Here is a 13,749-nt window from a genome sequence, read left to right on the forward strand (position 1 = left end):
GATGGCGCCGGTTCAGATGTTCCGCCAGCGGGCCATGGCGAAGGAGAAGAGGCCGAACAGCGCCAGGCCCGCGGCGATCGCGGCCAGCAGCCAGGGGCCGGCCGAGGTGTCGGCGAGGGAGCGGAGCGTGTCGTCCATGCCCTTGGCGCGGTCGGGGTCGTAGGTCACCGCGGCCTTGACGACGAAGATGCCGGCAACCGCGAACACCCCGCCGCGGGCGACACCGCCCGCTACGCCGAGGACATCGACCCCGCGCCTGACGGGCCGCGACATCCCGCTCCGGTCGAGGTGCTTGTGGAACGAGCGCAGCGCGGCCCGCACCGCGATCCAGATTCCGGCCACGGCGATGCCCACTCCCGCCGCGGCCACCAGCCAGGGGCCGCCGGGCAGATTCAGCGCGCCGGCCGTGGCATCCCGGGACTGCTGGTCGCTCGCCCCGCTGCCGCTGCCCTTCTCCCCCGCCGCGAAGGACAGCACGGAGAACGACACCACGGCGTAGAAGACGCAGCGGGCGAGCGAGAGCAGCCGCGTCCCGGTCTTGTGGCCCTCGGGCCCCGCCGCGCCGAAGGCCGCCTCGGACAGCCGCCACAGCGCCATCCCCGCCAGCCCCAGGCCGAGCGCCCATATCAGCACGCTGCCGAACGGCCGGGCGGCGATCTCGGCCAGCGCTCCGCCCCGGTCGGCCTGCTCACCGCTGTCGCCGAAGGCGATCCGCAGCGCCAGCACGCCCACGAGCAGGTAGATCACGCCCCGGGCCGCGAACCCACATCGTGCCGCGGCCCGGACCGCCGGGCTGCGGGCGGCGCGGTGGGCGGTGCGTCGTCCGATGTGCGGTAGCGCAGTAGTCGATGGCATCTGTGACCTCCAGAGGGCTTCTGCCCCGACGTCGGGGCGCACCCGGCCGGTCGCGGGGACCGACGAGAGCGTGATGCTTCTGCCCCGTCGCCGGGGACGCACTCCGGATTTCTCCGGAGGAGGGACCCCCATGGCCCGTCGTCCGCCTCCTGCGGGGGACCCGTGCCCTGGCGCCCTACAGGACGTCTCTGGTGGGTGTGGCCCAGGGAGTCGCGAGAGGCGGCTCGGCGGTGCTGTGCTCCGGGAGGCCGGCGAGGGCCTCGACCCGTGCGGGGCGGTAGGGGGTGGGGCCGCTCCACTCCAGCAGCAGGACCGTGGCGTCGTCGCCGAGCCGTCCGCCGTGGTAGGCGAGATGACGCCTGATCAGGCGGCGCAGGGTCTCCGGGACGGGCAGCCCGTCGGCATGGTGCTGGATGAGGAAGTCGGTGAAGCCGTCGAGTCCGAACTCCCGGCCCTCGTGGTTACGGGCCTCGGTGATGCCGTCGGTGTAGAGCAGCAGGCGGTCGCCGGGCTCCAGCTGCTCCCGGCTCAGGGTGGGCAGCATCCCCAGGTCGGTGCCCATGGGAGGAGCGGGCGGGCAGGTCAGGCTGAGTGCGGTGCGCCCCTTGCGGATGATGACCGGAGTGGGGTGGCCCAGGCTGGTCCAGGTGAGCGTGCCGGTATCGGAGTTCAGCTCGGCCAGGATGCCCGTGGCGTAGCGGCTCGAACCGAACTGTTCCACGAGGGCGTGTTCCACGGCCTCGGCGATCGACAGGATTCCGGCGTTCTGCCGGCGCCGGTTGCGGCTGGCGGCGACCGCGAGGTTCGCGGTCAGCCCGGCTGCCGTGTCGTGGCCCATGGCGTCGAAGAGTGCCAGATGCACGGTCTTGTCGGCGATCGCGTAGTCGAAGACATCACCACTGACCTCGTAGGCGGGCTCCATCACCGCGCTGATCAGCACCCGGTCGGTGGCGAAGGTCCGCGGCGGCATGATGCGCCACTCCATCTCGGCGGCCACATTCATCCTCCGGCGCCGCACCAGCTGGGCATAGGTGTCGCTCGCCCCCCGTTTGCTGACGATCATCAAGGCGATCAGCCCGGCGAGGTTGCGCAGGTCCAGGGCGGCCTGGGAGTCCATCTCCGTGTCCGGCGCGGCCGAGGCGCGCAGGACGCCCAGCCGCTCGGTGCCGTCGAGCAGCGGAACCCACCAGTGCCCCGCCTCGGTCGTGGGGCCCCCGACGATGCCCCCGGTCTGGAACGCCCGCCCGGCGAGGGTGCCCTCCACCCGCACCACGTCCGGCGGCGCCGTGGCCCCGCCGCCGGCGCCGGGGCCACGGCCGGCGAGCAGGCACAGGACGTCCTGCTGCAGATCGGCCAGGTAGACCAGCACCCCCGGCCAGCCGACCCGGGCCGCATGCTTGACGACCAGGTCCGGCAGCTGCTCCAGCGTGATCACATGGCTGGCGGCGATCAGGTCACCCAGCATCCGGGCCCGGGCGTCTGGACTGCTCATGCCGGCACCTCTCCTCGGATCGCAGCTCGCCGAGCCTTCGCCCCGTGTGCTGTCCCTACGGCGGCACCGTCGGTCGCCCTTGCTCCCAGCGGCGCTGCCTGTGCTCTCGATGGTGACACCGACAAGGGGCTCAGGGCGTCATCCGGGCGATCGCGCCGGTCTCCAGTGCCACGTACAGCGTGCCGTCGGTCCCGAAGGCCAGGCCGTGCGGTTCCGCATCGGGGGTCGGCAGGTCGTACTCCTCGATACGGCCTTCGGGAGTGAGGGAGCCGATGCGGTTGGCGCCCCATTCGGTGAACCAGCAGGTGCCGTCCGGGCCGGTGACGATTGCGTGCGGCCGGCACGCCGGGTCCGGCAGGGGGAACTCGTCGATCCGTCCGCGGGTGGTGATCCGGCCGATCCGGCCGGCGCCTATCTCGACGAACCAGAGCGCGCCGTCCGCGCCGCAGGTGATGCCGACCGGCGCGGCGTTGTCGGTCGGGAGCCGGTGGAGGGTGAGGTCGCCGTCGAGTCCGAGGCGGCCGATCGCGTGCGCTTGGTTGAGGGTGAACCACAGGGCGTCGTCGGGGCCGGTGGTCAGGGCGGAGGGGAAGGCGCCGGTGAGGGGCAGCGGGAACTCCGTGACCCGGCCGTCGGTGTCGATTCGCCCGATGCGGTCGGAGTGCAGCTGGGTGAACCACAGGGCGCCGTCCGGGCCGGACGCCATGCCGAACGGGCCGCAGCCGGGATCGGGCAGGGCGAACGAGGTCGCCTTCCCGTCGACCGTGATCCGTCCGATCCGGCCGTCCTGGCTCCGGGTGAACCACAGCGCTCCGTCGGGTCCCGGGGTGATGACGGCGGGCCCGCAGGAAGCGGAGTCGAGTGCGTAGTGGTCCAGCCGGCCGTCCGGCGCCAGGCGGGCGATCCGACCGGCGTGGACCAAGGTGCACCACAGGGCGTCGTCGGGGCCCGTGGTGAGGGTGTAGGGGCCTGCGTGGGCGTCGGAGACCGGAATCTCCTCGAACGAGACGGTGCGGCGGGACATCGGCTGGCTCTTCCCTGGAAGCTCTTTACTGCAACGGATGTTGCATTAAGAGACTCTCACGGGTCCCGCCGCACGCGCAACGGAATTCTGGGCGCGATCTTCCGGGCGCGACCCCGCCGCTACCCGCCCGCAGGCGCGTCCCGGCCCGGCAGGCGCGCCGCGATGCCCTCGACGAGGAACGCCAGGCTGAGCGCGAACTGCTCGTCCATCCCGGCTCCCGAGGGGGCGGTCATCCACTCCGTGAGCAGGGGGTGGCGCCCGCCCTCGGCGGCCAGCGCGCGGGCGGCGGTGATGGCCTCGCCGAGCTGCTGCGGCGAGTGGAGTCCGTACCGGCGGCGCATGGCGAGCTCCTCCGCCTCCTGCTGTGCGCTGCCGAGGATGTGCCGGTCCAGGAGGGCCGCATAGGTCATGGCCTCGCCGACCGGGAGGCCCTGGCCCACCAGCACCTGCAGGAGGAACTCGGTGCGGCGCATCAGGTGCGGGCCCAAGGGCGGGCGGGTGGGCATGAGCTGGGCGTACCAGAGGTGGCGCTTGACCATCGCCCAGCTCTCGGTGGCCAGGGCGTGCAGGTCGGCGCGCCAGTCGTCGCCCGGCGCGTCCGGCACCGGGATCTCCGCCGTGACGCTGTCGAGCATCAGGTCGACCAGGCCGTCCTTGCTGAGGACGTAGCGGTACAGCGCCATCGGTGTGTAGGGCCCGAGCCGCTTGGCGACCGCCGTCATCGTCAGCGCCTGCGCCCCGCCCTCGTCCGCCACCGCGACGGCTGCCCGCACGATGTCGTCCCGCTCCAGGGGGCTGCGGCGCCGCTGCGGCGAGGGCTGGGTCCAGATCAAAGGGGCCGGTGAGCTGCTGGAATGTTCCTTCACGCACCGAGTTTATCGAATCAAGCTAAGGTATATGCCATATACGCAAGCCGAGGGAGATCGATCGCATGAGTCAGTCAGCCGCCCCGGCCGGGGTGCGTCTGGGCATCGTCAGGGGCATCAGCTACGGCCTGTTCGGAACGCCGGACAGCTTTGTGCCCGCGATGAGGAAGCTCGGCGGCACCCTGGTGCGGGTCTACGTCTACTGGGGCCAGGTCGAACCGGAGCCGGGACGCTACGACTGGACGGTCGTCGACGCGATCCTCGGCCAGCTGGATCCGGCCGACGAGGTGTGGGTGACCGTGTGCTCCAGCTCCCCGTGGGCGACCCGGCACCCGAGCGGCTTCCTGCCGTCCTCGCCCGCCCGCGACCCGCGGCAGTACGAGCGCTTCGTCGGCGACCTGGTGGGCCGCTGCCGGGGCCGTGTCCACTACTGGCAGTGCAACAACGAGCCCAGCAACACGGGTCTGCTGTGGGCGGGAACCGCGCCGGACTACGTCGAGCAGCTCACCGCCTTCCACCGCCGGGTGCGCGCCGCGGACCCGGCGGCACGGGTCGTCCTCGGGGGATGCGGCTACGACGTCCTCGCCGCTCCCGCCGACGGCCCGGCCCGGCAGTTCTTCGACCACGTCCTCGCACACGGCCGCGACGCCTTCGACCTCTTCTCCGTCCACCTCTACGGCGACCCGCACGACATCCCCGAGCAGGTGGAGACCGTCCGCCGGATGATGCGCCGGCACGGCTACGAGCGGCCGGTGGTGGCGGGGGAGTACAACGGGCCGACACTCTTCGAATTCCCCGACGCCCAGGCCGCGTTCCAGCAGACGATGATGGCGGCCTTCGCGGAATCCGGCCGGGACACCCCGAAGACGCGGCCCGCGGAAGCGGCAGCCGATGCGGTGTCGACCGCGACCGCGTCCCCGGACGAGGCATCCCACGAGCCCCCCGACCGTGCGGCCATGCGGATGCTCTACGCCGGCGCGGCCCAACTCCCGCCGCAGTTGCGGATGTTCATGGAGGACTGTCCGACCGAGCTGGCCGCGAAGCGGGACCGGATCAACTGCCGCCAGCTCGTCACCCGGAACATCCTCGCCCTCGCCGCCGGTGTGACCCGGACGGCATGCTGGAACCTGGCCCCCGAGATCCCGGGCTACCGCGACCGGCTGAACATGATGGGCTTCTTGTTCGGCAGGCTCGCCCTGATGGACTACGAGGGCACCGCCCTCACCCGGCGCCACCCGTCCGCCGACACCTTCGCCCTGCTCACCGCCTGTCTCGACGGCACCACCCAGGTCCGCCGCCTGGCGGCCGACGCCCGGCCGGAGGTGTACGCGTTCGAGGTGACCCGCACGGGCCGCGGTCCGCTGCACGTCCTGTGGACGGCCGGGGACACCTTCACCGGGGAGGACGAACCCGCGACGCCCGTCGACTGGCCGTGGCCCCATGCGACGGTCCACGCCCTCGACGCGTTCGGCAGCCGCGTCCCGGTCGAACCGGACGGCGCCACCGTGCGCCTCCACGCCTCGGTCACACCACTGTTCCTGTCCACCGGGCCGGAGGCGCCGGCCCGGAACTGAACTGGTCCGCCGGGCACGAGGGTTGCCCGGCGGCGCGGGCAAAGAAGGACAAACGACCGGGACATGCCCGTGGCGGCGTCGGGTAGGGGAGCGTCCGACGGGGGCTCAGCAACAGGCGGGAGCCAAGAGCATGAGCAGCAACAGCACCTTGAACGCCGGAACGGAGCCGCAGACCACCTCGAAGGAGAGCACCGCTCCGGCTCCGACGGTGCTGCCGCAGATCCAGGTCCCGCAGCGGGTCGCGCCCTCCGACGCACGGGAGTTGTCCCGGCAGTTCCTGGAGCGGTTGCACGACGTGGAGGAGGGGACGCCCGAGTACCAGTACGCGCGCAACACCCTCATCGAGATGAACCTCTCCCTGGTGCGCTATGTCGCCCGCCGCTTCTCCAGCCGCAGGGAGTCCACGGAGGACGTCCTGCAGGTCGGGACGATCGGCCTGATCAAGGCCATCGACCGCTACGACCCCTCCCGCGACGTGGAGTTCACCACGCTGGCCGTCCCCTACATCCAGGGCGAGATCAAGCGGTTCTTCCGCGACACCACCTGGTCGGTGCGGGTGCCGCGGCGCCTGCAGGAACTCCGCATCGACCTGGCCCGCGCCCGGGAGGAGCTGGAGAGCGAGGGCGGCCACGAGCCCACCGTCGCCGACCTCGCGGCCCGTCTGGACATGCCGGAGGGCGAAGTGGCGGAGGGGCTGATGGCCAGCAACGGCTACGACAGCGACTCCATAGACCGGCCCATCCAGACCGGCGGCAAGCGGGAGACCGGACTCGTCGCCGACCTCATCGGCACCGAGGACCCCGCCCTCGCCCTGGCGGAGGACGTCCAGGCCCTGAAGCCGCATCTGGTCGAGCTCGACGACCGCGACCGCACCCTCCTTCAGCTGCGCTTCGGGGAGGAGATGACGCAGGCCGAGATCGGCAAGGAGCTCGGCCTCTCCCAGATGCACGTCTCCCGCCTGCTGACCCGTGCCTGTGCCACCCTGCGCAAGGGACTCCTGGCCGAGAGGTGACGCCCGCGCTGTGGGGGCCACGGGGCATCCGCTTCCGGCGCGCGCCGTTCCGCGGGAGCGAGGCGGGCGGACGACCGGCCTGCGACCGCCGCCGTACCGCGCCGGCGGGGGAGGGAGGGCCGGCCCCGCCGTCGTCAGCCCGCCTGGCTGCTGTCCTTCATGCTGCCCCAGCCGTGCCAGCGGTCGATCTCGATCCAGGCACTGACCCGGCGGCGGTCCCGCTGCGGGTACGGCTTGCCGAGGTACTGCCGTGCGAGCCGGTCGATGTCGGCGAGCCCTTCGTCGTCACGGAATGCGGCGACCCGGCCGACGACGCTGAGGTGTGTGTACCAGTTGCCCTCGTCCAGCACGGTCAGCGAGACCCGCGGGTCGTTGCGGACATGCTCCAGCCGTTTGCGGCCCTCATCCATGTTGACCAGGATCCGGCCGTCGTCCCAGAGGTACCAGGTGGCCGTGGACACCGGCTGCCCATCCGGCCGCAGCGTCGTGATGACGGCCGGATTCGCCTTGCCCAACATGGCGACTGCTGCATCGGGAAGGGGTGGTTTCGACATACGAGGCGCTCCTCAGTACGTGCGTACGGTGCCGTCGGCCGTCCGGAACGGCCAACATGATCGACTGTACTCAGCTCACCACCGGCATCCGTCTCGCGCTTCGCCGCCACACCGCACACCTCCGCCGAGGCCCTGTTATTCGGCGGCCACCCGGGGGGAGCAGCACCGTCCGGGCAGCGGTTCCGCCTCCTGCGGTGCCGCCGACGCGCTGCCGGCCGGCTTCCGCAGCAGGAGCATGGCGGCGTCGTCGTGCAGCTCGCCGCCCACGTGCGCCAGCAGGTCCTCGTGCAGCGCGGCGAGGGTGCGGGAGGGCTCCTCCGACAGGTGCCGGGACAGCCGTTCCACGAGCGGATAGAACTCCCGCTGGTGGTCGCGGGCCTCGGTCACCCCGTCGGTGTAGAAGAGTAGTTGGTCGCCGTCGGACAGGGAGATCTCCTGGAGCGCGGGGGCCTCGCCGGCCAGGGACCGCAGGCCCAGGGGCGGGGCCGGACGGACCGGCTCGACGGGCAGCACACCCGAGTCGTGGACCAGGAGCGGAGCGGCATGCCCGCAGTTGACCAGCTCCATACGGTCGGCCTCCGGATACCCGGCCAGTACCGCGGTGACGAAGTCGTCGGGGCCGAGGTTGCGGGCGAGGCTCCGCTCGATCCGGTGGACCACGTCGAGCAGGTCGGGCTCGTCGTAGGCAGCTTCCCGGAACACGCCCAGGACCAGCGCGGCGATGCCCACCGCCGGCAGCCCCTTGCCCCGGACATCGCCCACGATCAGCCGGACCCCGTACGGCGTCGGCACCAGCGCGTACAGGTCCCCGCCGACCCGGGCCTCGGCAGCGGCGGCGCTGTAGCGGACCGCCGTCTGGAAGTGCCCGACCGTCGCCGGCACCGGCTTGAGGAAGGCGTGCTGGGCGGCCTCGGCGACGGAGCGCACGGCTGCCAGCACCTGTTCGCGGCGCCTGCGCAGGGCGCTGGCCAGACCGCTGGCCAGCGTCACGGCGGACAGCGTGGACAGGACGATCGCCTGCTCGGCGCCCGGCGCCCCACCGTGCACACCCAGCGCCGCACCCAGGGCCACCGCCAGGACACCGATCCGGAGCACCCCCCACGGCCCGCTGGTGGCCGCGGCCAGCGCGGGGCCCACGGCGAGCAGCGGCAGCCAGCTCATACCGGTCCCGCCGGAGAAGGCGAGGACCGCCACGGCCGCGATGATCAGCACCGGCACGCCGGAGGTGCAGTGCCGGCGAGCGCCTGCCGCACCGGCCGCCCCGTCGCCCCGGGGCTGGACGAGGTGTCGGACGGCTTCCCGCAGGGCGGAGAACGGGTTCGTCAGCTGCCACCGCGGCCGGTGGCGGTCCTGGTGATGGATCCGGGCTTGGCGCATGGAGTGGTTTGGGGCTCGCTTCCCTACTCAGTGCACTGACACAGTCAAAAATGTCCGTTTCCTCAAGGAAAGCGGCATCTGCGGGGGAGCGGCAAGGGCCGGGATTTCAGATAGTGAGCGAGAGTCCCCTGGTCACACGGCTCGCGGTCGGCAGCAGCCGGTTGCGGACCTCATCGATACGGGAGACCCGGTCGGCCCGGAGCGAGACGCCCAGGGATCCGAGCGTCTGACCGCTGTAGACCGGCACCGCGACGCAGAACGTGCCGAGCGCGTACTCCTCCATGTCCGTGACCAGCGGCGCCATGGGCAGGGTGTGGAGCTTGCGGAGCAGTTCGGCACGGCCGGTGATGGTGCGGGGTGTGAGGTCGGCGAGGGGGTGGCGGGAGAGATAGTCGTCCCGGGCCTCGTCGTCCAGTTCACGCAGGACGCACTTGCCCAGCGCCGTGGCGTGCCCGGCGTCCTCGAACCCCACCCAGAGATCGACCCGGGGCGCCCGGGGGCCGTCGACGATCTCGGCGACGCGGATCTCGCCGTCCTCGTAGAAGGTCAGGTAGGCGGCGGCCGACAGATCGTCCCGCAGTGCCGTGAGTGCGGGGCGGACCCGGTTGAGCAGCGCCTGCCCCTGCCCGCCGGCATGCAGGGTCTCCAGCCGGTCGCCCAGGACGAAACCGCCGTCCGCCAGCTTCCGGACGTACCCGTCGTGAGCCAGCGTGCGCAGCAGGTGATACGTGGTGGCCAGCGGCAGCCCCGTCTCGCGTGCCAGCTGTTTCGCCGGTGCGCCGCCCTCGTGCGCACCCACGGCCTCCATCAGGCGGAAGGCCCGCTGGACGGAAGTGATGAGCGTAGGGCCGTCTCCGTTGCCCATGTCTTCAGCGTGCGCCCGGCGCCCCGCGCAGGCAAGGCCGGCCCGGGGCGGGCGCTCGCGGAGGCGTAGCGCCGGCGGGTGCGCGCGCGGTGGCTGCCGCGCGCCGGACCGACGGAGCCGAGCGCCCCGGCGCGCAACGGCGCACAGAACACACATTCGATTATTGGGTACCCTGACACCATGGCCATGCACCTCCAGGGCTCGCTCTTCGACCAGGCCGACGAGATCCGTCTCGGCCCGCTGGGCGGGCTGCGCAGGACCGAGCTCGGCGACGGGGCCTGGCTCGACCTGCTGCCCGGGTGGCTCGGCGGGGCCGACGCCCTGTTCGCGCGGCTCGCCGCCGAGGTGCCCTGGCAGGCCGAGCGCCGGCGGATGTACGAGCAGGTGGTGGACGTACCGCGGCTGCTGTCCTTCTACCGCGCCGACGACGCGCTGCCGCACCCCGTACTCGACGAGGCGAGGGACGCGCTCTCCGCCCACTACGCCACCGAACTCGGCGAACCCTTCACCACCGCCGGACTCTGCTACTACCGGGACGGCCGCGACAGCGTCGCCTGGCACGGCGACCGGATCGGGCGCGGCAGGCGCGAGAACACCATGGTCGCCATCCTGTCCGTGGGGGCGCCGCGCGATCTGCTGCTCCGCCCGCGGGGCGGCGGGCACGCCGTACGGCACCCGCTCGGGCACGGCGACCTGCTCGTGATGGGGGGCTCTTGCCAGCGGACCTGGGAACACGCCATCCCCAAGACCGCACACGCGGCGGGGCCGCGGATCAGCATCCAGTTCCGGCCGCACGGCGTGCGCTGACGCCGGCCCTTCCTTCCGCCGCGGGGCCGTCGCGGATCCGGGTGAGGTCTCGGCATGCGCACATCGGTGTGCACAAAGGGGCAGGGCCCCCGAGTCCGTGTCGACTCGGAGGCCCTGCAAAAGGGGGTGCGGTCAGTGGCGGTGGCAGACCAGGTGCTCCCGGTGCCAGGTACGGGTCCAGTAGCCGTGGTGACGCACGCCGTGGTGGTCACGCCAGGCCGGGTGCCAGGTGCGGGTCCAGTGCCCGTGGACCATGTGGCACCGGCCCCTGTCGATGTGTCGCGTGGGCGAGTGGTCTCCGGGGTGCGACGGCGCGGCCGAGGCGACGCCCACCGAAGAGAGGAGGGCGCCTCCGGCGAGGGCAACGGTGGCGGCGCCGAGGGCGATGGCGCGCTTGAATCCGTCAGTCATTGAGGATTGCCTTTCTGCATTGCCATGGTGCGAGATGCCCCGCCGATGGCCGGGCAGGACAGAGAATGCACCCGCGACGCCCACCAAATCCGGCCAACACCAAAGGCTTTACACAATCAAGAAGAATGGCGAAACAGAGTAATTATCGGACTAATGTGGCCGGAGGGGTGAGATCGTCGCCCGGTGGTCACGGTGAGGTCGGGCGGCGTTGCGGGAGCTCGGGGGAGGACGCCAACTCCGGGGCGGCGCGCACCGGGTGGCGGTTCCGCCCCCGACGGGCCCGCTCGGAAGCGTGTCCGAGGCGGGCGGCTCAGACGACCCAGTGCTCCCGCCGGCTGGTCCACGACGGTACCGGGCCTTCGGCGAGGGCGGTGGCCATGCGGTGCACGGCGTCCCGCAGGGTGTCGGGGGAGGTGGTGTACGGGATGCGCATCCGTTGTTCGAACAGGCCCGGGTCGGGGGCGAAGTGTGCGCCGCCCTCGATCCGCACCCCGTGGTCCAGGGCCCGGTCGGCCAGCGCCGAGGCGATCGGCGCGCCGAGGTCGACCCACAACGACAGCCCGCCGGGCGGCAGGTGCCATGTCCACTGCGGCACGTGCTCGGCCAGGGCCGCACCCAGCGCCTCGCGCTGCCGGCGCAGCTGTTCCAGGCGGGGCGGCAGCAGTTCCCCGGCGCGGTCCAGCAACGAGAGGGCCAGCAGCTGGTCCAGGACCGAGCCGCCCATGTCGGTGGCGACGCGCTGCCCGGCGAGTTCGGTGACCAGCCGCGCGGGGGCGCGCAGCCAGCCCATGCGCAGACCGCCCCAATGCGTCTTGCTCATCGAGCCGATGGTGATGACCCGGCCGGCTCCGCCGGGCGTGGTGCGGGAGGCGAAGGGCGGTGGGGCGGGGACGTCGAGCGCGAGGTCGGCCAGGGTCTCGTCGACGACCAGCCAGGCACCACAACGTCCCGCGGCGCGCAGGATGCGGACGCGCTCGTCGTCGGGCATGAGGCAGCCGGTCGGATTGTGGAAGTCGGGGATCAGATAGGCGAGTCGGGGGACCGACTGGCGGAACGTCGATTCGGTGATCTCGATGTCCCAGCCGGTGTCGGTCACCGGGACCGACAGGGTGCGCAGCCGGGCGCGGCGGATGGCCTCCAGCGCGTTCGGGTACGACGGGTTCTCGACCATGACCCGGTCACCGGGGCGGCACAGCAGTCCCAGGACGAGTGTGAGCGCGTGCTGGGCGCCGGCGGTCACCAGGATCTGTTCGGGCACGGTGGCCAGCCCCCGACGGGTGAACCGGTCGGCGACGGCGGCGCGCAACTCCGGGAGCCCGTAGGGGTGGTAGCCGGGAGTGTGCGCATGCTCGGCCAGGCGAGGGGCGACCTGGGCGAGGGCGTCGACGAGGGTCCGCTCCGGCAGTCCGGGGGCGGCCCTGGCCAGGTCGATCGCGGTGTCCTCGGGGCCGAGGAGCCGGGTGATCCCGCTGGGGGCCCGGCCCTCCGGCAGGGTCGTCCAGGTGCCGGAGCCCCGGCGGCTGTGTGCGTAACCGCTCTCGCGCAGCAGGTCGTACAGGGCGGTGACGGTGGCCCGGCTGGTGTTCAGGGCGGCGGCCAGTTCCCGTTCGGCGGGAAGCCTGACGTGCAGCGCGAGACGCCCGTCCAGGATCAGCACGCTGATCGCCCGGGCCAGGTGGCGGTAGGCCGGACGCGCCCGCGCCGGGTCGGGAAGCATCGCGGCGAGCTGCCGGCTCCCCACGGTCCGGTCGCTGCGCTCCGCCCCTTCCCCGTGCCGGAACGGACGCGCCTCGGCCATACGAATCTCCCGGAAATGGATCGTGTTCCCCGGGCCGGTCACTCTACCGACGTGACCCAACGGCCGTGCACGGCATGGGCTCCGGGCGGCGTGGCAGGTGAGGTGCACGGGTCTTGAGGCGCACGGGTCCGGCGGCCCCCGCCCGCGGGGGAGACGACCCGGCGTGCGACAGGGACGGCACGGGGCCACGCAGGCCGCCCGGGGCCGCCCCGCCGACGAGCTTCAACCCCGTTGGTGCTCCTGCAGCAGCGCCACGATCGCGGCGTGCCCCGTTTCCGCCTGCCAAGTGGCCCCGCCTCTTCCGTCCGGTGCGCTGATCGTGACCTCGATCAGCTCCGTGCCCTCGGGGCGGGGGCTGCGCAGGATCACGCACTTGTCGTCGGGGGCGGTGCGCGCCTGCCCCCGCAGCTCGTGTGCGAGGTCCTTGCCGCACTTCTCGCGGGCGAGGCTCTCTGCCGTACGCCCCTCTGCATCGGTGCGATGAGGGTCGGCGCCGTGGTGCAGCAGGGCCCGCACCACCGCGATCGATCCCCGTTCGGCCGCCGCCATCAACGGGGTGCGCCCGCCCTGGTCCGCGTCGGGGTCGGCCCGCGCTTCGAGCAGGAGGCGGGCGGTGTGGTGGTGGCCGCCGGAGGCCGCCCACATCAGGGGTGTGCAGGACGTGCCGTCGTCCTCCCGCCGGTCGGGGTCGGCGCCATGGGCCAGCAGTTCGCGCACCGCCTCCCAGTGGTCCCAGGCCGCCGCCGCACACAGCGGCAGGCCTTCGCTTCCCGGCGCTCCCCTGCTCTCCGCATTGGGTGCGGCGCCCGCTTCCAGGAGCAGCCTCACCATCTCCGTGTGCCCACCGACCGCGGCGAGGTACAACGGCGTCTCCCCGCCGGGGTCCGGTGCGGACGGGGAAGCGCCCTGTCGCAGGAGCGCCGCCGCCCGGTCCACCTCGTCCTCGTAGACGGCGGCGATGAGTCGCCGCGTCAACGCCTCGGTCATGCACGTTCCTTCCTCGGGAGCGTCATCGCTCGTGCGCAGGTGCTCCGGGAAGAGACGCGCAGGGTGCTCCCGGAGGTCGAGGCTAGTTCCGGGATCCTAGGGTGTCGACGCAATTCCGGAGCCGGGG

At 72.6% G+C, this 13,749-nt stretch carries 13 protein-coding genes; 3 read left to right on the forward strand and 10 right to left on the reverse strand.

The window, feature by feature from the left end; genetic code table 11:
- Positions 1-12: 12 nt before the first annotated feature.
- The 4 genes from AB0411_RS06865 to AB0411_RS06880 all read right to left on the reverse strand — a co-directional run bounded on the left by AB0411_RS06865 (position 13) and on the right by AB0411_RS06880 (position 4,237).
- Entirely contained in the window at positions 13-855 is an 843-nt protein-coding gene (locus AB0411_RS06865; RefSeq protein ID WP_366416172.1) for a DUF1206 domain-containing protein, read from the reverse strand.
- 175 nt (positions 856-1,030) lie between these two features.
- On the reverse strand, positions 1,031-2,320 hold the full coding sequence (locus AB0411_RS06870; protein WP_437041433.1) for a PP2C family protein-serine/threonine phosphatase: 1,290 nt from the start codon (positions 2,318-2,320) through the stop codon (positions 1,031-1,033).
- A gap of 157 nt (positions 2,321-2,477) precedes the next feature.
- Positions 2,478-3,371: a Vgb family protein gene (locus tag AB0411_RS06875; protein WP_366416174.1), complete on the reverse strand. Its 894-nt coding sequence runs from the start codon at positions 3,369-3,371 to the stop codon at positions 2,478-2,480.
- 119 nt (positions 3,372-3,490) lie between these two features.
- Positions 3,491-4,237 (reverse strand): TetR/AcrR family transcriptional regulator, encoded by a 747-nt coding sequence (locus AB0411_RS06880; protein ID WP_366416175.1) that lies wholly within the window; start codon positions 4,235-4,237, stop codon positions 3,491-3,493.
- A gap of 65 nt (positions 4,238-4,302) precedes the next feature.
- On the opposite strand from AB0411_RS06880, the gene AB0411_RS06885 reads away from it, so the two are divergent.
- Entirely contained in the window at positions 4,303-5,811 is a 1,509-nt protein-coding gene (locus AB0411_RS06885) for a hypothetical protein (protein WP_366416176.1), read from the forward strand.
- Positions 5,812-5,941: 130 nt separating this feature from the next.
- On the forward strand, positions 5,942-6,823 hold the full coding sequence (locus tag AB0411_RS06890) for a SigB/SigF/SigG family RNA polymerase sigma factor (protein WP_366416177.1): 882 nt from the start codon (positions 5,942-5,944) through the stop codon (positions 6,821-6,823).
- 134 nt (positions 6,824-6,957) lie between these two features.
- Here the strand turns inward: AB0411_RS06890 and AB0411_RS06895 are convergent, their stop codons facing one another.
- The 3 genes from AB0411_RS06895 to AB0411_RS06905 form a co-directional block, all read right to left on the reverse strand.
- The gene (locus tag AB0411_RS06895) at positions 6,958-7,377 is read right to left on the reverse strand and encodes a PPOX class F420-dependent oxidoreductase (protein ID WP_366416178.1); all 420 of its coding nucleotides are present in this window, start codon (positions 7,375-7,377) and stop codon (positions 6,958-6,960) included.
- A gap of 135 nt (positions 7,378-7,512) precedes the next feature.
- Complete coding sequence (locus AB0411_RS06900; protein ID WP_403146670.1) at positions 7,513-8,754, reverse strand: PP2C family protein-serine/threonine phosphatase; 1,242 nt, start codon at positions 8,752-8,754, stop codon at positions 7,513-7,515.
- 106 nt (positions 8,755-8,860) lie between these two features.
- Entirely contained in the window at positions 8,861-9,619 is a 759-nt protein-coding gene (locus tag AB0411_RS06905) for an IclR family transcriptional regulator (RefSeq protein WP_366416179.1), read from the reverse strand.
- Between the two features lie 180 nt (positions 9,620-9,799).
- On the opposite strand from AB0411_RS06905, the gene AB0411_RS06910 reads away from it, so the two are divergent.
- On the forward strand, positions 9,800-10,426 hold the full coding sequence (locus AB0411_RS06910; protein WP_366416180.1) for an alpha-ketoglutarate-dependent dioxygenase AlkB: 627 nt from the start codon (positions 9,800-9,802) through the stop codon (positions 10,424-10,426).
- Positions 10,427-10,558: 132 nt separating this feature from the next.
- Here AB0411_RS06910 and AB0411_RS06915 read toward each other — a convergent pair whose 3' ends face one another.
- From AB0411_RS06915 to AB0411_RS06925, 3 genes are all read right to left on the reverse strand, one after another.
- Positions 10,559-10,837 carry a hypothetical protein gene (locus tag AB0411_RS06915; RefSeq protein WP_366416181.1) on the reverse strand — a complete coding sequence of 93 codons (279 nt, stop codon included), beginning with the start codon at positions 10,835-10,837 and terminating at the stop codon, positions 10,559-10,561.
- A 310-nt stretch (positions 10,838-11,147) separates the two neighbouring features.
- Positions 11,148-12,635, reverse strand: a complete 1,488-nt coding sequence (locus AB0411_RS06920) for a PLP-dependent aminotransferase family protein (protein ID WP_366416182.1) — start codon at positions 12,633-12,635, stop codon at positions 11,148-11,150.
- Between the two features lie 222 nt (positions 12,636-12,857).
- Positions 12,858-13,622 (reverse strand): ankyrin repeat domain-containing protein, encoded by a 765-nt coding sequence (locus AB0411_RS06925; RefSeq protein ID WP_366416183.1) that lies wholly within the window; start codon positions 13,620-13,622, stop codon positions 12,858-12,860.
- Between the last annotated feature and the right edge of the window lie 127 nt (positions 13,623-13,749).

The organism is Streptomyces angustmyceticus (genome assembly GCF_040701845.1).
Taxonomy (GTDB): Bacteria; Actinomycetota; Actinomycetes; order Streptomycetales; family Streptomycetaceae; genus Streptomyces; species Streptomyces angustmyceticus_A.